Source organism: Enterobacter quasiroggenkampii (assembly GCF_043972695.1).
GTDB lineage: Bacteria > Pseudomonadota > Gammaproteobacteria > Enterobacterales > Enterobacteriaceae > Enterobacter > Enterobacter quasiroggenkampii.
Genome location: NZ_CP143745.1, coordinates 1,930,662 through 1,949,343 on the forward strand (window position 1 = coordinate 1,930,662; position 18,682 = coordinate 1,949,343).

The window sequence follows — 18,682 nt, forward strand, 5'->3', positions numbered from 1 at the left end:
AAACGCACAAACAGGAAACGAAGATGAAAGCTGTATCTCGCGTTCATATCACGCCGCATATGCACTGGGACCGTGAGTGGTACTTCACCACCGAAGAGTCGCGTATTCTTCTGGTCAATAATATGGAAGAGATCCTGACCAGGCTGGAGCAGGATGATGAGTACAAATACTATGTTCTCGATGGACAGACGGCGGTACTGGAGGATTATTTTGCCGTTGTGCCCGAAAACCGCTCTCGCGTGAAGGCGCTTGTCGAACGTGGAAAGCTGATTATCGGCCCCTGGTATACCCAGACCGATACCACGATCGTGAGCGGCGAGTCGATTGTCCGCAACCTGATGTACGGCATCCGGGATTGTATGGCCTTCGGCGAGCCGATGAAGATCGGCTATCTGCCGGATTCGTTTGGCATGTCCGGCCAGCTTCCGCATATCTATAACGGGTTTGGCATTACACGCACGATGTTCTGGCGCGGTTGTTCTGAACGCCACGGGACCGATAAAACCGAATTTCTCTGGCAGAGCCAGGACGGGAGTGAAGTGACGGCACAGGTGCTGCCACTGGGCTACGCGATTGGTAAGTACTTACCGGAGGACGAAGCGGGGCTGCGAAAACGGCTCGACAGCTATTTCGAGGTTCTGGAAAAGGCGTCCGTCACCAAAGCGATTTTGCTGCCCAACGGACACGACCAGATGCCGCTGCAGCAGAACATTTTCTCGGTGATGGAGAAGCTGCGTGAAATCTATCCGCAGCGTCAATTTGTGATGAGCCGGTTTGAGGAGGTCTTTGATCGCATCGACGCGCACCGCGATGACCTGGCGACCTTAAAAGGTGAGTTTATCGACGGGAAATACATGCGCGTGCACCGGACCATCGGCTCCACGCGCATGGATATCAAAATCGCCCATGCGCGTATTGAGAACAAAATTGTCAATATCCTTGAGCCGCTGGCGACGCTTGCCTGGACGCTGGGCTTCGACTACCACCACGGCTTGCTGGAGAAAATGTGGAAAGAGATCCTCAAAAACCACGCTCACGACAGCATCGGCTGCTGCTGCAGCGACAAGGTGCATCGCGAGATTGTCTCCCGCTTCGAGCTGGCTGAGGACATGGCAGACAACTTGGCGCGTTTCTATATGCGCAAGATTGTCGACAACATGCCGCAAAGCGATGCCGATAAGCTGGTGATGTTCAACCTGATGCCCTGGCCGCGTGAAGAGGTGATGAACACCACGATTCGACTGCGCGCCAGCCAGTTCCGTCTGCGGGATGACAAAGGCAACGAGATCCCGTATTTCATCCGCAGCGCGCGAGAGCTCGACCCGGGCCTCATTGACCGACAGATTGTTCACTACGGCAATTACGAACCGTTTATGGAGTTTGATATTCAGCTCAGCCAGATACTGCCGGCGATGGGCTACCGTACGCTGTTTATCGAACCTAACGTGGCCGGGAAGGTACTCTCTCCGGGGGAAAACACCGCATCCTTACTTGAAAACGCCTTCTGGCAGATTGACGTAAATGACGACGGTACACTGCGCCTGCGCGACAAAGAAACCGGGCTTGTTTATGACCGCGTGCTGGAAATCGAAGAGAGCTCGGATGATGGCGACGAGTACGACTACTCGCCTTCGCGGGAAGAGTGGAGACTCACTTCCGCGCAGGGCGGGCATGAATTTGAGGTTACGCATGAAGGCTGGCAGAGCAGGGCGGTTATCCGCCATCGAATCGCCGTTCCGGCGAACCTGGCCGAACGCGCGGCGCGCCAGCGAAACGGCTATCTCGACGCTGAATTTGAGATTACGCTAAGCCATAACAGCAGACGCATTGACGTGGTGGTGTGCCTGGATAATCAGGCCGATGACCACCGCATTCGCGTGCTGATCCCAACGCCGTTTATGACAGAGGAAGTGTTAGCGGATACGCAGTTTGGCTCGATCACTCGCCCGGTGCAGGACGCAGCGATGCAAAACTGGCAGGAGGAGGGGTGGAAAGAAGCGCCGGTTCCCGTCTGGAATTTACTTAACTACGCCGTCCTGCAGGAAAAACGAAACGGGCTTGCGCTATTTACCGAGGGGCTGCGTGAATTTGAAGTCGTGGGCGATGAACAAAAAGCATTTGCTCTGACCTTGCTGCGCGGCGTGGGGGTACTCGGCAAAGAAGATCTGCTCCTGCGCCCCGGCAGACCATCCGGTATCAAAATGCCGGTCCCGGACTCTCAGGTGCGTGGTCCGCTAAGCTGTCGCTTTAGCCTCTTCAGCTTCAGCGGCTCGCCGGAAAACGCGGGTGTCGCGCAGCAGGCTCAATCGTGGTTAACGCCAGTGCAGTGTTATAACAAGATCCCCTGGGATGCAATGAAGTTGAATCGCGCGTCGTTGACCACGCCGGAAAGCTACAGCCTGTTAGCGCTTTCGCCAACGGGATGCGTACTCAGTGCGATCAAAAAAGCGGAAGCTCGTGATGAGCTCATTCTTCGTCTGTTCAATCCTTCACAGTCCAGCGCATGTGATGCGACGCTATCCGTCAATCCGGCGGTGAAGCGGTGCTGCGAAACGGACATGAATGAACGGCTGATGGACCACGGTGAAGACGAAGGCATTGTCGGGGCGTTCAGACCAGGACAGTCGCGAACCTTTAGCCTTCTTCTTGCCTGAGAACCGCTGATATCATTAAAAGGCTGCACTGTTTGCGGCCTTTTTCATTAAATAGTCACTCCTCGGTGTTAAGTTATGGGGTGACAAAAGTAAAATAAATGTAATTACGAAGGGTTGCATAAATGCCATGGAAAAATAACCTGGCCCGACTATGCTTTATTGTTTGCCGCGCATCGAAATGAGGCTTTTGTTTCGCGTTAATTAAAATCACTTCTGTTTATATTTTTTTCCGTCTTCGATAACCAATCACATCTTAGCATGCACATATCATTAACATGGTTTTTACCATTCTTACCACGATTAAACATAGTTAACATCAAGGTTTGTTTTTGATTTAAATCAAAGTTTAATCCTTGGAAAAAGGTGCTGAAAAGCGCTAAATTGTCCCCGATCAAAATGGCCGAAAAGTGGTAATTTTGCTATAAATTGATCACCGTCGAAAAACGTAAATGTGACTCTATAAAAACCTGTTTATTGTAAGGGTTTTGCAGCGTATTATATTTGCGGGATCAATTTGAGTTTTTTATTAACGTATTTGTAACCTCACGTCATCGTTTTTATCCTCCTTCAGGGTAATAACGACGACAAGGATGCGAATAATTTGTATTGGGGCATGCGTGTGGATCGCTTTGACGGGGTTCACTCTCGGAGTCTTCATGCGATGAGCAAGGAGTCATAATGTTAGATATAGTCGAACTGTCGCGCTTACAGTTTGCCTTGACCGCGATGTACCACTTCCTGTTTGTGCCACTGACGCTCGGTATGGCGTTCCTGCTGGCCATCATGGAAACGGTATACGTTCTCTCCGGCAAACAGATTTATAAAGATATGACCAAGTTCTGGGGCAAGTTGTTTGGTATCAACTTCGCACTGGGCGTGGCCACCGGTCTGACCATGGAGTTCCAGTTCGGGACTAACTGGTCTTACTATTCCCACTATGTGGGGGATATCTTCGGTGCGCCGCTGGCCATTGAAGGTCTGATGGCATTCTTCCTCGAATCCACCTTTGTAGGTCTGTTCTTCTTCGGTTGGGACCGTCTGGGTAAAGTCCAGCATATGGCGGTGACCTGGCTGGTGGCATTAGGTTCGAACCTGTCCGCGCTGTGGATCCTGGTTGCGAACGGCTGGATGCAGAACCCTATCGCGTCTGATTTTAACTTCGAAACCATGCGTATGGAGATGGTCAGCTTTGCCGAGCTGGTCCTGAACCCGGTTGCTCAGGTTAAATTCGTTCACACCGTCGCTTCTGGCTATGTGTGCGGCGCGATGTTTGTACTGGGCATCAGTTCTTACTACATGCTGCGCGGTCGTGACTTCGCGTTTGCTAAGCGCTCCTTTGCTATCGCTGCAAGCTTCGGTATGGCTGCCATCCTCTCCGTTATCGTTCTGGGTGATGAATCCGGTTACGAAATGGGTGACGTGCAGAAAACCAAACTGGCCGCCATCGAAGCCGAATGGGAAACCCAGCCGGCGCCTGCTGCCTTTACGCTGTTCGGTATTCCGGATCAGGACGCGCAGGAAAACCGCTTCGCCATTCAAATCCCTTATGCGCTGGGTATCATCGCCACCCGTTCTGTTGATAAGCAGGTGACGGGTCTGAAAGAGCTGATGGTGCAGCACGAAGAGCGTATCCGTAACGGTATGAAAGCCTACTCGCTGCTGGAACAGCTGCGTGCCGGTTCTACCGACCAGGCCGTTCGCGACCAGTTTAACGATGTGAAGAAAGATCTGGGTTACGGTCTGCTGCTGAAGCGTTATACCCCGAACGTGTCTGATGCGACGGAAGCGCAGATCCAGATGGCAACCAAAGACTCGATTCCACGCGTTGCGCCACTGTACTTCGCATTCCGTATCATGGTGGGCTGCGGCATCATCATGCTGCTGATCATTGCGGCGTCCTTCTGGTCCGTGATTCGCAACCGTATCGGCGAGAAAAAATGGCTGCTGCGCACTGCGCTGTACGGTATTCCACTGCCGTGGATCGCAATTGAATCCGGCTGGTTTGTGGCGGAGTATGGCCGTCAGCCATGGGCGATCGGTGAGGTGCTGCCAACGGCGGTAGCGAACTCGTCCCTGACCGCAGGCGACCTGATCTTCTCCATGCTGCTGATTTGTGGTCTGTACACCCTGTTCCTGGTGGCTGAACTGTTCCTGATGTTCAAGTTCGCGCGCCTTGGCCCAAGCAGCCTGAAAACCGGTCGCTATCACTACGAGCAGTCCACTGCGACTACTCAGCCGGCACGCTAAGACAGGAGTCATCAAATGATCGATTATGAAGTATTGCGTTTTATCTGGTGGCTGCTGGTTGGCGTTCTGCTGATCGGTTTCGCCGTCACGGATGGTTTCGACATGGGGGTGGGGATGCTCACCCGTTTCCTCGGTCGTAATGACACCGAGCGTCGAATCATGATCAACTCCATCGCCCCGCACTGGGACGGTAACCAGGTGTGGCTGATCACCGCAGGCGGCGCGCTGTTCGCTGCCTGGCCGATGGTCTACGCGGCTGCGTTCTCCGGTTTCTATGTGGCGATGATTCTGGTGCTGGCCTCTTTATTCTTCCGTCCGGTCGGTTTCGACTACCGTTCCAAGATTGAAGATACCCGCTGGCGCAATATGTGGGACTGGGGCATCTTCATCGGTAGCTTCGTTCCACCGCTGGTGATCGGCGTGGCGTTCGGTAACCTGTTGCAGGGCGTGCCGTTCCACCTGGACGAATACATGCGTCTTTACTACACCGGTAACTTCTTCCAGCTGCTGAATCCGTTTGGTCTGCTGGCTGGTGTCGTGAGCGTGGCGATGATCATCACTCAGGGCGCAACCTATCTGCAGATGCGTACCGTGGGTGAGCTGCATCTGCGTTCTCGCGCGACGGCTCAGGTTGCTGCGCTGGTTACGCTGGTCTGCTTCGCGCTGGCCGGTGTGTGGGTGGTGTACGGTATTGATGGCTACGTGGTGACGTCTGCGATCAACCACACCGCACCGTCTAACCCGCTGACCAAAGAAGTGGCGCGTCAGGCGGGGGCATGGCTGGTGAACTTCAACAATACCCCTGTGCTGTGGGCGATCCCGGCTCTGGGCGTGCTGCTGCCGCTGCTGACCGTGCTGACGTCTCGTCTGGAAAAAGGCGCGCTGGCGTTCGTGTTCTCTTCACTGACCCTGGCATGCATTATCCTGACGGCGGGTATTGCGATGTTCCCATTCGTTATGCCATCCAGCACCATGCTGAATGCTAGCCTGACCATGTGGGATGCAACGTCCAGCCATATGACGCTGAACCTGATGACGTATGTTGCTTGCGTGTTCGTTCCGATCGTTCTGGCCTACACCATCTGGTGTTACTGGAAAATGTTCGGTCGTATCACGAAAGAACATATCGAAAGCAACACCCACTCTATGTACTAAGTAAGGAGCTGAATATGTGGTATTTCGCATGGATTTTAGGGACGCTTCTTGCCTGTGCATTTGGTGTCATCACTGCCCTGGCGCTTGAGCACGTAGAAGCGACCAAAGCGGGTGAAGAAAAACACTGATGAATATTATCGCGAAACTTTACGCGGTAATGGACAAGCGCCCGTTACGGGCGCTTTCTTTAGTGATGGCATTACTGCTGGCAGGCTGTATCTTCTGGGACCCTTCGCGCTTTGCAGCGAAAACCAGCGAGCTTGAAATCTGGCACGGCTTCCTCATTATGTGGGCGGTGTGCGCAGGTGTGATCCACGGCGTGGGCTTTCGTCCGAAAGCCGTTCACTGGCAGGGAATTTTCTGCCCGCTGATTGCCGATCTGGTGCTTCTCGCCGGTTTGATTTTCTTCTTCTTCTGAATAAGAAATGTCCGTTAACGTTATGGGCTTACCCGAGCCCATAAAAATTTACTCTCCGTTTACTTTCCCCCATTCCAAACCATCTTTCCCGCGCGTATAGTAGCGAAGTTTAAAAGCTCTAACTTTTGTTGCATTACTGGGATGTAAAGTGAATACAACGCTGTTTCGATGGCCGGTTCGTGTCTATTACGAAGATACCGATGCCGGTGGTGTGGTTTACCACGCCAGCTACGTTGCTTTTTATGAACGGGCACGCACAGAGATGCTGCGCCATCATCACTTTAGTCAACAGGTGCTGTTGGCTGAGCGAGTTGCCTTTGTGGTACGCAAGATGACGCTTGAGTATTTTGCGCCTGCCAGACTCGACGATATGCTCGAAGTCCAAACTGAAATTACATCAATGCGCGGGACCTCACTGGTTTTCACGCAGCGGATAGTCAACGCAGAGAACACCGTACTGAACTCAGCTGAAGTACTGATTGTTTGTGTTGATCCAACCATAATGAAGCCTCGTGCGCTTCCTAAGTCTATTGTCGCGGAGTTTAAGCAGTGACTGACATGAATATCCTTGATTTGTTCCTGAAGGCAAGCCTTCTGGTTAAACTTATCATGTTGATTTTGATTGGTTTTTCAATCGCATCCTGGGCCATCATCATCCAGAGAACGCGTATCCTCAATGCCGCCGGCCGTGAAGCTGAAGCGTTTGAAGATAAGTTCTGGTCGGGCATTGAGCTTTCTCGTCTGTACCAGGAGAGCCAGGGACGCCGTGAAAACCTGACCGGCTCCGAGCAAATTTTCTATAGCGGTTTCAAAGAGTTCGCCCGTCTGCATCGTGCAAACAATCATGCGCCGGAAGCGGTGGTGGAAGGTGCCTCGCGCGCGATGCGCATTTCCATGAACCGTGAGCTGGAAAACCTTGAAACGCATATTCCTTTCCTCGGTACTGTCGGTTCCATCAGCCCGTATATTGGTCTGTTTGGTACCGTGTGGGGGATCATGCACGCCTTTATCGCGCTGGGCGCGGTGAAGCAGGCGACGTTGCAGATGGTTGCACCGGGTATCGCTGAAGCACTGATTGCGACCGCTATCGGTCTGTTTGCGGCAATTCCGGCAGTTATGGCCTATAACCGTCTGAACCAGCGCGTGAACAAACTGGAACTGAACTACGACAACTTTATGGAAGAGTTCACTGCGATTCTGCACCGTCAGGCGTTTACCAGCACCGAGAGCAACAAGGGGTAAACCATGGCCAGATCGCGTGGACGAGGTCGTCGCGAGCTCAAGTCCGAAATCAATATCGTTCCACTGCTGGACGTCCTGCTGGTACTGCTGCTGATCTTCATGGCAACAGCGCCAATCATTACCCAGAGCGTGGAAGTGGATCTGCCGGATGCGACAGAATCACAGGCGGTGAGCACCAATGACGATCCTCCGGTTATCATTGAAGTTTCCGGCGTAGGGCAATACAGCGTCGTGGTAGAGAAGGATCGTATGGATCAGCTGCCACCTGAGCAGGTTATTGCCGAAGCGCAGCGTCGCCTGGAGTCAAATCCGAAAACGGTCTTCTTAATCGGTGGCGCGAAAGACGTACCCTACGATGAAATTATTAAAGCGCTGAACTTGCTACATAGTGCGGGTGTTAAGTCAGTTGGCTTAATGACCCAACCTATTTGATCATCCGCGTAGTTTTTGGGAACCGATAGTGTCAAAGGCAACCGAACAGAACGACAAGCTTAAGCGAGCGATAATCGTCTCCGCAGTGCTGCACGTTATTCTTTTTGCAGCGCTGATCTGGAGTTCGTTCGACGAGCATATTGATGCATCAGCCGGCGGCGGTGGAGGGTCTTCCATTGACGCCGTGATGGTGGATCCCGGTGCGGTAGTACAGAACTATAATCGCCAACAACAGCAGAAGGCGAGTGCAAAACGGGCTGAAGAGCAGCGTGAAAAACAGGCGCAACAGCAAGCGGAAGAACTGCGTGAAAAGCAGGCCGCAGAGCAGGAGCGTCTGAAGCAGCTTGAGAAAGAACGTTTGCAGGCGCAGGAAGCCGCGAAAGCGCAGGCAGAACAGCAGAAACAAGCCGAAGAGGCCGCGAAAAAAGCACAGGAACAGCAAAAGCAGGCGGAAGAGGCGGCAGCAAAAGCCGCAGCGGACGCGAAAGCACAGGCTGATGCCCAGGCGAAATTAGCGGCAGAAGCGGCGAAGAAAGCGGCTGCTGATGCCCAGAAGAAAGCGGAAGCCGAAGCCGCGAAGAAAGCCGCCGCTGATGCTCAGAAGAAAGCGGAAGCCGAAGCCGCAAAGAAAGCCGCAGCTGATGCTCAGAAGAAAGCAGAAGCGGAAGCCGCGAAGAAGGCCGCTCAGGAAGCAGAGAAGAAAGCTGCTGCCGAGGCCGCGAAGAAAGCGGCTGCTGCCGAGAAAGCTGCAGCAGAAAAAGCCGCGGCAGAAAAAGCGGCAGCCGCCGAAAAAGCCGCTGCTGACAAAAAAGCTGCAGCTGAGAAGGCCGCTGCCGATAAGAAAGCAGCAGCTGAAAAAGCGGCTGCTAAAAAGGCTGCCGCCGCTGAAAAAGCCGCTGCTGCCGCAGGGGTTGACGATCTGCTGGGCGATTTAAGCTCCGGTAAGAATGCGCCGAAAACGGGCGGTGGGGCGAAAGGAAACAACGCAGCGCCGACCGGAAGTGGTAACACTAAGAGTAACGGTGCGACAGGGGCTGAAATCAACGGTTATGCCGCGCAGATTAAATCCGCTATTGAAAGCCGATTCTATGATGCGTCTTCCTATACCGGTAAAACGTGTACGTTACGTATAAAACTGGCTCCGGATGGCATGCTGCTGGATATTAAGTCTGAAGGTGGCGACCCGGCTTTATGTACTGCGGCCCTGGCTGCAGCGCGTCAGGCGAAGATGCCTAAACCGCCTTCGCAGGCAGTCTACGAAGTCTTCAAAAATGCGCCGCTGGACTTCAAACCTTAAGTTACATTTTCCCCGTGCAAACGGGGAAAAATAGACCAGGTTTAGTCACAGGGTTCGGGTAGTTTTGTCTATTTGAGTTTGTTAACATTCTGCTAAATTATCGTGGGTAAGGTTACCCGGATAAGGGAGATATGATGAAGCAGGCATTACGTGTAGCATTTAGTTTTTTAATGCTGTGGGCAGCAGTACTGCACGCAGAAGTACGTATCGAGATCACCCAGGGGGTGGACTCGGCACGCCCAATCGGTGTTGTTCCGTTCCAGTGGGCCGGTCCTGGCGCTGCACCTGAAGATGCCGGTGGCATCGTGGCGGCTGACCTGCGTAACAGCGGTAAATTCAACCCGTTAGATCGTTCTCGTCTGCCTCAGCAGCCGGGTAGCGCGCAGGAAGTTCAGCCTGCAGCATGGTCTGCACTGGGTATTGATGCCGTGGTTGTGGGTCAGGTTACCCCTAATCCAGACGGTTCATACAACGTGGCCTGGCAGCTGGTGGATACCGGCGGTGCACCAGGTACCGTTCTGGCCCAGAACTCTTACAAGGTCACTAAGCAGTACCTGCGCTACGCGGCACACGCTGCCAGCGATGCGGTATTTGAAAAACTGACCGGCATTAAAGGTGCGTTCCGTACCCGTATCGCGTACGTGGTGCAGACCAACGGTGGTCAATTCCCGTATGAGCTGCGCGTATCTGATTACGATGGCTACAACCAGTTCCTGGTGAAACGCTCTTCGCAGCCACTGATGTCTCCAGCCTGGTCTCCGGACGGTTCTAAGCTGGCGTATGTCACCTTCGAAAGCGGCCGTTCTGCGCTGGTTATCCAGACGCTGGCAAACGGTGCGGTTCGTCAGGTGGCGTCTTTCCCACGTCACAACGGTGCGCCTTCGTTCTCTCCAGATGGCTCTAAACTGGCGTTTGCGTTGTCTAAAACCGGTAGCCTGAACCTGTACGTGATGGACATTGGCTCTGGCCAGATCCGTCAGGTGACCGACGGTCGCAGCAACAACACCGAACCTTCATGGTTCCCGGACAGTCAAAACCTGGCGTTTACTTCTGACCAGGCCGGCCGTCCACAAATCTATAAAGTCAACATCAACGGCGGTGCTCCGCAGCGTATTACCTGGGAAGGTTCACAGAACCAGAACTCAGACGTGAGCAGCGACGGTAAATTTATGGTAATGGTCAGCTCTAACGGTGGGCAGCAGCACATTGCCAAACAAGATCTGGTAGCGGGTGGCGTTCAAGTTCTGTCGTCAACGTTCCTGGATGAAACGCCAAGTCTGGCACCTAACGGCACGATGGTAATCTACAGCTCTTCTCAGGGGATGGGATCTGTGCTGAATCTGGTTTCTACAGATGGGCGTTTCAAAGCGCGTATTCCGGCTACTGATGGACAGGTAAAATCACCTGCCTGGTCGCCGTATCTGTAAATAATAATTAATTGATTACTAAAGGAATCATAGAAATGCAACTGAACAAAGTGCTGAAGGGGCTGATGATCGCTCTGCCTGTAATGGCAATCGCAGCGTGTTCTTCTAACAAGAACGCCAGCAATGACCAGAGCGGCGAAGGCATGATGGGTGCCGGCACCGGTATGGACGCGAACGGCAATGGCAACATGTCTTCTGAAGAGCAGGCGCGTCTTCAGATGCAGCAGCTGCAGCAGAACAACATCGTTTACTTCGATCTGGATAAATACGACATCCGTTCTGACTTCGCTGCGATGCTGGATGCGCACGCTAACTTCCTGCGTAGCAACCCATCTTACAAAGTCACCGTAGAAGGTCACGCGGACGAACGTGGTACTCCAGAGTACAACATCTCCCTGGGTGAACGTCGTGCTAACGCTGTTAAAATGTACCTGCAGGGTAAAGGTGTTTCTGCTGACCAGATCTCCATCGTTTCTTACGGTAAAGAAAAACCTGCAGTACTGGGTCACGACGAAGCGGCTTACTCCAAAAACCGTCGTGCCGTACTGGTTTACTAAGAGAATTGCATGAGCAGTAACTTCAGACATCATCTGTTGAGTCTGTCGTTACTGGTTGGAATAGCGGCCCCCTGGGCCGCTTTTGCTCAGGCACCAATCAGTAGTGTCGGCTCAGGCTCGGTAGAAGACCGGGTCACTCAACTCGAGCGTATTTCTAACGCTCACAGCCAGCTTTTAACCCAACTCCAGCAACAACTTTCCGATAACCAGAATGATATTGACTCTCTCCGCGGTCAGATTCAGGAAAGCCAGTATCAGCTTAACCAGGTTGTGGAACGTCAGAAGCAAATCTTGTTGCAGATCGATAGCCTGAGCAGTGGTGGTGCAGCAGCACAGCCAGCCGCAGGCGATCAGAGCGGTGCGGCGACGTCTACGCCAGCGCCATCTGCTGATACGTCAGCCTCAACAGGCGCGCCTGTACAGAGCGGTGACGCGAATACGGACTACAATGCGGCCATTGCCCTGGTACAGGATCAATCTCGTCAGGATGACGCGATTGCTGCGTTTCAGAGCTTTGTTAAGAAATACCCGGATTCCACTTATCAGCCAAATGCCAATTACTGGCTCGGTCAGTTGAATTACAACAAGGGTAAAAAGGACGATGCGGCGTTTTATTTTGCCTCAGTGGTGAAAAATTACCCAAAATCGCCGAAAGCGCCCGATGCGATGTATAAGGTTGGCGTGATCATGCAGGACAAAGGCGACACGGCGAAAGCCAAAGCGGTTTATCAGCAGGTGGTCGCAAAATTCCCGGGTACCGAAGGTGCTAAGCAGGCGCAAAAACGTCTGAATTCGATGGGATGATTATCGCATGACCAGAAATCGCGTTATTTCTGGTCGTGCAGCATGATTACTAAGCAGTTAAGTGATCTTCATCGAAATTTTTGTTGCGCAGAATTCTTAAATCAGTAATATATGCCGCCGTTGCCACGGGATATCAAACAACGTGAAAGCAGCATAAAAGTGGGTCGTTAGCTCAGTTGGTAGAGCAGTTGACTTTTAATCAATTGGTCGCAGGTTCGAATCCTGCACGACCCACCACTAAGTCAGGTGGAAGTAGTAGTAAAACGTGAAGGATAACGTTGCGTCAGCAACGGCCCGTAGGGCGAGGCGAAGCCGAGTCATCCTGCACGACCCACCACTTAACGCAGTTCCGGCAGTACAGAGTGGGTGATTAGCTCAGTTGGTAGAGCATCTCCTTTACACGGAGGGGGTCGGCGGTTCGAGCCCGTCATCACCCACCACTCGGGTCGTTAGCTCAGTTGGTAGAGCAGTTGACTTTTAATCAATTGGTCGCAGGTTCGAATCCTGCACGACCCACCACTTTAAAGTGGTACCGAGTAAAAATCTTCGAAGTCAGCACCCGAATGGGTCGTTAGCTCAGTTGGTAGAGCAGTTGACTTTTAATCAATTGGTCGCAGGTTCGAATCCTGCACGACCCACCACTTCGAAGAAAAAAATCCCGCAAGGGGTCGTTAGCTCAGTTGGTAGAGCAGTTGACTTTTAATCAATTGGTCGCAGGTTCGAATCCTGCACGACCCACCAGTGTAGAAAGGCGCCCTAAAGGCGCCTTTTTGCTATCTGCGGTACAACTAATGCTCCGCCCATCTATTCCCGGTGACTTTTCACGCCAGATTCGCTATCTTGTTTAGTATACAAAACACAATTGCCACGCGTTTTGCTATGTCAGGCAAATGAAAGGCAATATTGTTAAGCCCGTAAAACGAGAAGCCATAATGAGTGTGATGTTTGATCCTGAAGCCGCAATCTATCCGTTTCCGCCAAAGCCTGTCCCGCTGAGCCAGGACGAAAAGCAATTCTACCGCGAGAAGATCAAACGTCTTCTTAAAGCGCGCGATGCGGTAATGGTGGCCCATTACTACACCGACCCGGAGATCCAGCAACTGGCGGAAGAGACCGGCGGCTGCATTTCTGACTCACTGGAGATGGCGCGCTTCGGTGCACGACATCCCGCTTCCACGCTGCTGGTTGCCGGCGTGCGTTTTATGGGCGAGACGGCAAAGATTCTGAGCCCGGAAAAAACCATTCTGATGCCCACGCTTAACGCGGAGTGTTCCCTGGATCTCGGCTGTCCGATTGACGAATTCACGGCCTTCTGTGACGCTCACCCTGACCGGACCGTGGTGGTCTACGCTAACACCTCTGCGGCGGTAAAAGCGCGGGCTGACTGGGTGGTTACGTCGAGCATCGCCGTTGAGCTGATTGAACATCTGGACAGCCTGGGGGAAAAAATTATCTGGGCGCCTGATCGTCATCTCGGCAATTATGTTCAGAAGCAGACGGGGGCTGACGTTCTTTGCTGGCAGGGTGCCTGCATTGTGCATGATGAATTCAAAACTCAGGCGCTGGCGCGCATGAAGGCGCTTTATCCTGACGCCGCCATTCTTGTTCACCCCGAGTCACCGCAGTCAATTGTCGACATGGCGGATGCCGTGGGCTCAACCAGCCAGCTTATCAACGCGGCCAGGACGTTGCCTCACAAGCAGCTCATTGTCGCGACCGATCGCGGTATCTTCTATAAGATGCAGCAGGCCGTGCCGGAGAAAGAGCTGCTTGAAGCGCCAACGGCGGGCGAGGGCGCAACGTGTCGCAGCTGCGCGCATTGTCCCTGGATGGCGATGAACGGCCTAAAAGCGATTGCCGAAGGGTTAGAAACCGGTGGTGCGGCGCATGAAATCCATGTGGATGCCGCCCTGCGTGAAGGCGCGTTAATTCCGCTTAACCGCATGCTGGATTTTGCGGCTACACTACGTACTTAATTCAACTCGCCCCGGGGAAAAGATGGATTTTTTTAGCACACATAACATTCTGGTTCATATACCGATTGGTGCAGGTGGCTATGACCTGTCATGGATTGAGGCCGTTGGTACGCTGGCGGGCTTATTGTGTATCTGGCTGGCAAGCCTGGAGAAGATCAGTAACTACGCGTTCGGGCTGATTAACGTCACGCTGTTTGCGATTATCTTTTTCCAGATCCAGCTGTACGCCAGCCTGCTTTTGCAGCTGTTCTTCTTTGCCGCCAATATTTACGGCTGGTATGCCTGGTCGCGTCAGAACAGCCAGCAGGAGGCCGAGTTGCAGATCCGCTGGCTGCCCCTGCCGAAAGCCATCGCCTGGTTCGTCGCCTGCGTGGTGGCCATTGGCTTAATGACCGTTTACATCAACCCGGTGTTTGCCTTCCTGACCCGCATTGCTGTTTCGGTCATGTCCGGCATCGGCCTGAACGTAACGATGCCAGAACTCCAGCCGGATGCTTTCCCGTTCTGGGATTCCTGCATGATGGTGCTGTCGATTGCGGCAATGATTCTGATGACCCGTAAATACGTTGAGAACTGGCTGCTGTGGGTCATCATCAACGTGATCAGCGTGGCGATCTTCGCCCTGCAGGGCGTCTATGCCATGTCGCTGGAATATCTGCTGCTGACCTTCATCGCGCTGAACGGCAGCCGAATGTGGATTAACAGCGCGCGTGAGCGAGGCTCTCGCGCGCTTTCCAGCTAGTGGTCATGATGATGTGAATGACCGGACTGCGCCTCGTTAAGGTGGCAGTCCGGTCCGCTACAGGGCTGATACTCCATCTGAACGGTAGCGTGGCTAATGTCGTAGTGGTGCTCCAGGAAGTGCTGAATGCGATCGAGCAGCGCATCGTGGTCGTGAGGTGGGATCACCTGGACATGCAGCGTCATGACCGGTTTCTCTCCCACCAGCCAGACGTGCACGTGATGGACATTACGGACTTCCGGGACAGTACGGCGCAGGTTACGCTTCAGCTCGTCGATGTCCATGGATGCTGGCGCCCCTTCAAGCAGTTCGTTCACGCTCTCCTTCAGCAGCCGCCAGGCGCTGCGCAAGACCAGACACGACACCAGTACGGACAGAATCGGATCGACAGGCGTCCAGCCGGTATAGAGGATCACCAGCGCGGCGACAATCGCCCCGACGGAACCGAGCAAATCCCCCAGCACATGCAGTGCCGCCGCGCGCACGTTGAGGTTCTTTTCCCCGCTCCCGCGGTGCAGGATCCAGAAGGCCAGAATATTCGCCAGTAACCCTGCCACGGCAATGACCATCATTGTCGCCCCGGCGATCGGCTGTGGATGCCGAAAGCGCTGTATGGCCTCCCAGACGATAAGCACGGTAATGACCACCAGCGCAATGGCGTTAACAAACGCGGCCAGGGTGGTCAGCCTCAGCCAGCCGAAGGTGTGGCGCGCATTCGGTGGGCGGCGCGCAAACTGCACGGCCAGCAGGGCGAAGAGCAGGGCGGCGGCATCGGTCAGCATATGTCCGGCATCGGCCAAAAGCGCCAGAGAGCCGGAAACCAGGCCGCCAATGACCTCGATAATCATAAACGTTGCCGTGACGCCAAAGGCCAGCATCAGTCGTTTAGCGTTGTCGTTGCCGGGTGCATGCGAGTGGGAATGGGAGTGCGCCATGTCTGCTTTCCTGAAGTGTTATTGTTTTTAGTGTAGCGTTTTTAATAGGTTACTCCAAAAAGAAAGGAGAGCCTGGGCTCTCCTTTTTCTGACGGTGCATACAAATTACTGTGTGGTACCATCCGTTTTGGTATTGGCGTCGTTACCCACTTTGTCGTTAGGGTCCGGGCATTTGCCGTCCTTACACATGGAGTTCTTGTGGACCTCGTCTGAACTCATATTGTCATGGTTCATGGTGCCGGAACCGCTACCGTCTGGATGCAGCATGGTGCCGCCAGTGTTGGTATTGCCGGTATTGATCTGGCCGTTGTCGACGTTATTCGGGGCAATATTCTGTTTTGCATCAGGTGCAGGCTGACCTGCCGCCGCAGCCGCATTCGCGTCACCGTTGCTCTCTGAGGTGCCCGTTTCGGCGGCCAGGACGCTGCCGCTGGCCAGGGTAAGGGTGGCGGTCAGGAAGAGGGTTGCCAGTTTTGTCATTTTCATCATGGTGCTCCTGTTCTTGTCGTTACGCTGGATAACATTCTCCAACAGTGCATCTTTTTTGAGGCGAAAGATTCCGCTTTACGGACTTACGTCAGTAGGGAATCGCGTTTAAGCGTTTAAAATTGGTTGTTACAGTTAAAAAGCTTAGGTTAGATCTCATTTTTCGCTATTTTGTGGCGATTTTTAGGCGAATTCCAGGAATTATCTGCGTGAAGTGTAAAACCGTGTTTACACTTCCTGGTCGACAAGATAGATTGAAAGGATTGCTTTCATTACTAAAGATATGGCAGAGCTGGAACGAAAATGAATTATCAGAACGACGATTTACGCATTAAAGAGATCAATGAGTTATTACCTCCTGTAGCACTCCTTGAGAAATTCCCCGCCACTGAAAATGCCGCAAACACGGTTTCTCATGCTCGTAAAGCGATCCATAAGATCCTGAAAGGTAATGACGATCGTCTTCTGGTGGTGATTGGCCCGTGCTCGATTCACGATCCTGCTGCCGCGAAAGAATACGCAGCCCGTCTGCTCACCCTGCGTGAAGAGCTGAAGGACGAGCTGGAAATCGTCATGCGTGTCTACTTTGAAAAACCGCGCACCACCGTGGGCTGGAAAGGGCTGATTAACGATCCGCACATGGATAACAGCTTCCAGATCAACGACGGTCTGCGCATTGCGCGCAAGCTGCTGCTGGAGATCAACGACAGCGGCCTGCCTGCGGCCGGTGAATTCCTGGACATGATTACGCCGCAGTACCTGGCAGACCTGATGAGCTGGGGGGCAATTGGTGCCCGCACTACTGAATCTCAGGTTCACCGCGAGCTGGCGTCCGGTCTCTCTTGTCCGGTGGGCTTCAAAAATGGCACTGACGGCACCATTAAGGTGGCTATCGACGCCATCAACGCAGCGGGCGCACCGCACTGCTTCCTGTCCGTGACCAAATGGGGTCACTCTGCCATCGTTAACACCAGCGGTAACGGTGACTGCCATATCATTCTGCGCGGCGGCAAAGAGCCTAACTACAGCGCAAAACATGTGGCCGAAGTCAAAGTCGGGCTGGAAAAAGCCGGGCTGCCACCGCAGGTGATGATCGATTTCAGCCACGCCAACTCCAGCAAGCAGTTTAAAAAGCAGATGGAAGTGGGCGCAGACGTCTGTCAGCAGATTGCCGGCGGTGAGAAGGCGGTGATTGGGGTGATGATCGAAAGCCATCTGGTTGAAGGTAACCAGAACCTGGAAGGCAGCGAGCCGCTGGTGTATGGCAAGAGCGTGACCGATGCCTGCATCGGCTGGGACGATACCGACGCCATCCTGCGCCAGCTGGCTAACGCAGTGAAAGCGCGTCGCGGTTAATTCTGACGGCTCAAATAAAAAAGCGCGGACGGTTCCGCGCTTTTTTTATGGTCAGCGAAAATTACTTCGCTTTACCCTGGTTCGCAACGGCCGCCGCTTTCGCTGCGATTTCGTCCGCGTTACCCAGGTAGTAGTGTTTGATTGGCTTGAAGTTTTCGTCGAACTCATACACCAGCGGTACGCCAGTTGGGATGTTCAGTTCGAGAATTTCGTCTTCACCCATGTTGTCCAGGTATTTCACCAGCGCACGCAGGGAGTTACCGTGAGCCGCGATAATCACGCGCTCGCCGCTTTTCAGACGTGGCAGAATGGTTTCGTTCCAGTAAGGCACAACGCGGTCGATGGTCAGCGCCAGGCTCTCGGTGGTTGGCAGCTCAGCGTCGGTCAGTTTCGCGTAACGCGGGTCGTGGCCCGGGTAGCGCTCGTCATCTTTGGTCAGCTCTGGTGGGGTGACCGCGAAGCCGCGACGCCACTGTTTAACCTGCTCGTCACCGTATTTCTCAGCGGTTTCCGCTTTGTTCAGGCCCTGCAGCGCACCGTAGTGACGCTCGTTCAGTTTCCAGGATTTCTCAACCGGCAGCCAGGCCTGGTCCAGTTCGTCCAGCACGTTCCACAGGGTGTGGATGGCACGTTTCAGCACAGAGGTGTAAGCAAAATCAAAGCTGAAGCCTTCTTCCTTCAGCAGTTTACCTGCTGCTTTTGCTTCGCTTACGCCTTTCTCAGACAGATCAACGTCGTACCAACCGGTAAAGCGGTTTTCGTTGTTCCACTGGCTTTCGCCGTGACGCACCAGAACCAGCTTAGTAATAGCCATCTCTTACTCCTCAAGCATTTTTAGAATGATAACAATTCTCATTATATTGCCGTGGCCGTGCCAGCAGCAACGCTTAACCCTAACCATAGCGAAAATAGTCTCTGAGTGTAAGATGCTTGTGAATCCAGGGTTATGATTTT

At 53.4% G+C, this 18,682-nt stretch carries 18 protein-coding genes and 5 tRNA genes; 20 read left to right on the forward strand and 3 right to left on the reverse strand.

Annotated elements, in window-relative coordinates:
* Positions 1–23 precede the first annotated feature (23 nt).
* The 19 genes from mngB (at position 24) to pnuC (ending at position 14,951) form a co-directional block, all read left to right on the forward strand.
* A complete protein-coding gene (gene mngB, locus V1572_RS09200; protein WP_111967398.1) occupies positions 24–2,654 on the forward strand; it encodes a mannosylglycerate hydrolase in 2,631 nt (876 codons plus the stop codon).
* Positions 2,655–3,332: 678 nt separating this feature from the next.
* On the forward strand, positions 3,333–4,901 hold the full coding sequence (gene cydA / locus V1572_RS09205) for a cytochrome ubiquinol oxidase subunit I (protein ID WP_008501098.1): 1,569 nt from the start codon (positions 3,333–3,335) through the stop codon (positions 4,899–4,901).
* Positions 4,902–4,916: 15 nt separating this feature from the next.
* Positions 4,917–6,056: a cytochrome d ubiquinol oxidase subunit II gene (gene cydB, locus V1572_RS09210; protein ID WP_048226125.1), complete on the forward strand. Its 1,140-nt coding sequence runs from the start codon at positions 4,917–4,919 to the stop codon at positions 6,054–6,056.
* Between the two features lie 14 nt (positions 6,057–6,070).
* Positions 6,071–6,184 (forward strand): cytochrome bd-I oxidase subunit CydX, encoded by a 114-nt coding sequence (gene cydX, locus V1572_RS09215; protein ID WP_003858598.1) that lies wholly within the window; start codon positions 6,071–6,073, stop codon positions 6,182–6,184.
* Positions 6,184–6,474, forward strand: coding sequence for a cyd operon protein YbgE (gene ybgE / locus V1572_RS09220; RefSeq protein ID WP_008501100.1), 291 nt, complete (start codon positions 6,184–6,186; stop codon positions 6,472–6,474). The genes cydX and ybgE overlap by 1 nt, the downstream gene beginning before the upstream one ends.
* Positions 6,475–6,622: 148 nt before the next feature.
* Positions 6,623–7,027 (forward strand): tol-pal system-associated acyl-CoA thioesterase, encoded by a 405-nt coding sequence (gene ybgC / locus V1572_RS09225; protein WP_003858593.1) that lies wholly within the window; start codon positions 6,623–6,625, stop codon positions 7,025–7,027.
* Positions 7,024–7,716, forward strand: coding sequence for a Tol-Pal system protein TolQ (gene tolQ / locus V1572_RS09230; RefSeq protein WP_008501101.1), 693 nt, complete (start codon positions 7,024–7,026; stop codon positions 7,714–7,716). Before ybgC ends, tolQ begins: the two co-directional genes overlap by 4 nt.
* Before the next feature lie 3 nt (positions 7,717–7,719).
* Complete coding sequence (gene tolR / locus V1572_RS09235; RefSeq protein WP_003858589.1) at positions 7,720–8,148, forward strand: colicin uptake protein TolR; 429 nt, start codon at positions 7,720–7,722, stop codon at positions 8,146–8,148.
* 28 nt (positions 8,149–8,176) lie between these two features.
* Positions 8,177–9,445, forward strand: coding sequence for a cell envelope integrity protein TolA (tolA, locus tag V1572_RS09240; protein ID WP_008501102.1), 1,269 nt, complete (start codon positions 8,177–8,179; stop codon positions 9,443–9,445).
* Positions 9,446–9,579: 134 nt separating this feature from the next.
* Positions 9,580–10,872, forward strand: coding sequence for a Tol-Pal system beta propeller repeat protein TolB (tolB, locus tag V1572_RS09245; protein WP_008501103.1), 1,293 nt, complete (start codon positions 9,580–9,582; stop codon positions 10,870–10,872).
* A 35-nt stretch (positions 10,873–10,907) separates the two neighbouring features.
* Positions 10,908–11,429, forward strand: coding sequence for a peptidoglycan-associated lipoprotein Pal (gene pal, locus V1572_RS09250; protein WP_003858578.1), 522 nt, complete (start codon positions 10,908–10,910; stop codon positions 11,427–11,429).
* Positions 11,430–11,438: 9 nt separating this feature from the next.
* The gene (gene cpoB, locus V1572_RS09255) at positions 11,439–12,233 is read left to right on the forward strand and encodes a cell division protein CpoB (RefSeq protein WP_025912850.1); all 795 of its coding nucleotides are present in this window, start codon (positions 11,439–11,441) and stop codon (positions 12,231–12,233) included.
* 161 nt (positions 12,234–12,394) lie between these two features.
* Positions 12,395–12,470 (forward strand) — tRNA-Lys (locus V1572_RS09260).
* Positions 12,471–12,597: 127 nt separating this feature from the next.
* Positions 12,598–12,673, forward strand: a tRNA-Val gene (locus V1572_RS09265).
* Between the two features lie 3 nt (positions 12,674–12,676).
* A tRNA-Lys gene (locus V1572_RS09270) sits at positions 12,677–12,752 on the forward strand.
* A 46-nt stretch (positions 12,753–12,798) separates the two neighbouring features.
* Positions 12,799–12,874: transfer RNA gene (locus tag V1572_RS09275), tRNA-Lys, on the forward strand.
* 24 nt (positions 12,875–12,898) lie between these two features.
* Positions 12,899–12,974 (forward strand) — tRNA-Lys (locus tag V1572_RS09280).
* Between the two features lie 191 nt (positions 12,975–13,165).
* Positions 13,166–14,209, forward strand: coding sequence for a quinolinate synthase NadA (gene nadA / locus V1572_RS09285; protein WP_104949096.1), 1,044 nt, complete (start codon positions 13,166–13,168; stop codon positions 14,207–14,209).
* 22 nt (positions 14,210–14,231) lie between these two features.
* On the forward strand, positions 14,232–14,951 hold the full coding sequence (gene pnuC, locus V1572_RS09290; RefSeq protein WP_395299886.1) for a nicotinamide riboside transporter PnuC: 720 nt from the start codon (positions 14,232–14,234) through the stop codon (positions 14,949–14,951).
* Here the strand turns inward: pnuC and zitB are convergent.
* Together zitB and V1572_RS09300 are read right to left on the reverse strand one after the other, a co-directional pair.
* On the reverse strand, positions 14,948–15,886 hold the full coding sequence (gene zitB / locus V1572_RS09295) for a CDF family zinc transporter ZitB (protein WP_048026976.1): 939 nt from the start codon (positions 15,884–15,886) through the stop codon (positions 14,948–14,950). The genes pnuC and zitB overlap by 4 nt on opposite strands.
* A 105-nt stretch (positions 15,887–15,991) precedes the next feature.
* On the reverse strand, positions 15,992–16,372 hold the full coding sequence (locus tag V1572_RS09300) for a protein YbgS (RefSeq protein ID WP_069719594.1): 381 nt from the start codon (positions 16,370–16,372) through the stop codon (positions 15,992–15,994).
* 303 nt (positions 16,373–16,675) lie between these two features.
* Here V1572_RS09300 and aroG point away from each other — a divergent pair, with 303 nt between their 5' ends.
* On the forward strand, positions 16,676–17,728 hold the full coding sequence (gene aroG, locus V1572_RS09305; protein ID WP_008501110.1) for a 3-deoxy-7-phosphoheptulonate synthase AroG: 1,053 nt from the start codon (positions 16,676–16,678) through the stop codon (positions 17,726–17,728).
* Between the two features lie 61 nt (positions 17,729–17,789).
* Here the strand turns inward: aroG and gpmA are convergent, their stop codons facing one another.
* The gene (gpmA, locus tag V1572_RS09310) at positions 17,790–18,542 is read right to left on the reverse strand and encodes a 2,3-diphosphoglycerate-dependent phosphoglycerate mutase (protein ID WP_008501111.1); all 753 of its coding nucleotides are present in this window, start codon (positions 18,540–18,542) and stop codon (positions 17,790–17,792) included.
* Between the last annotated feature and the right edge of the window lie 140 nt (positions 18,543–18,682).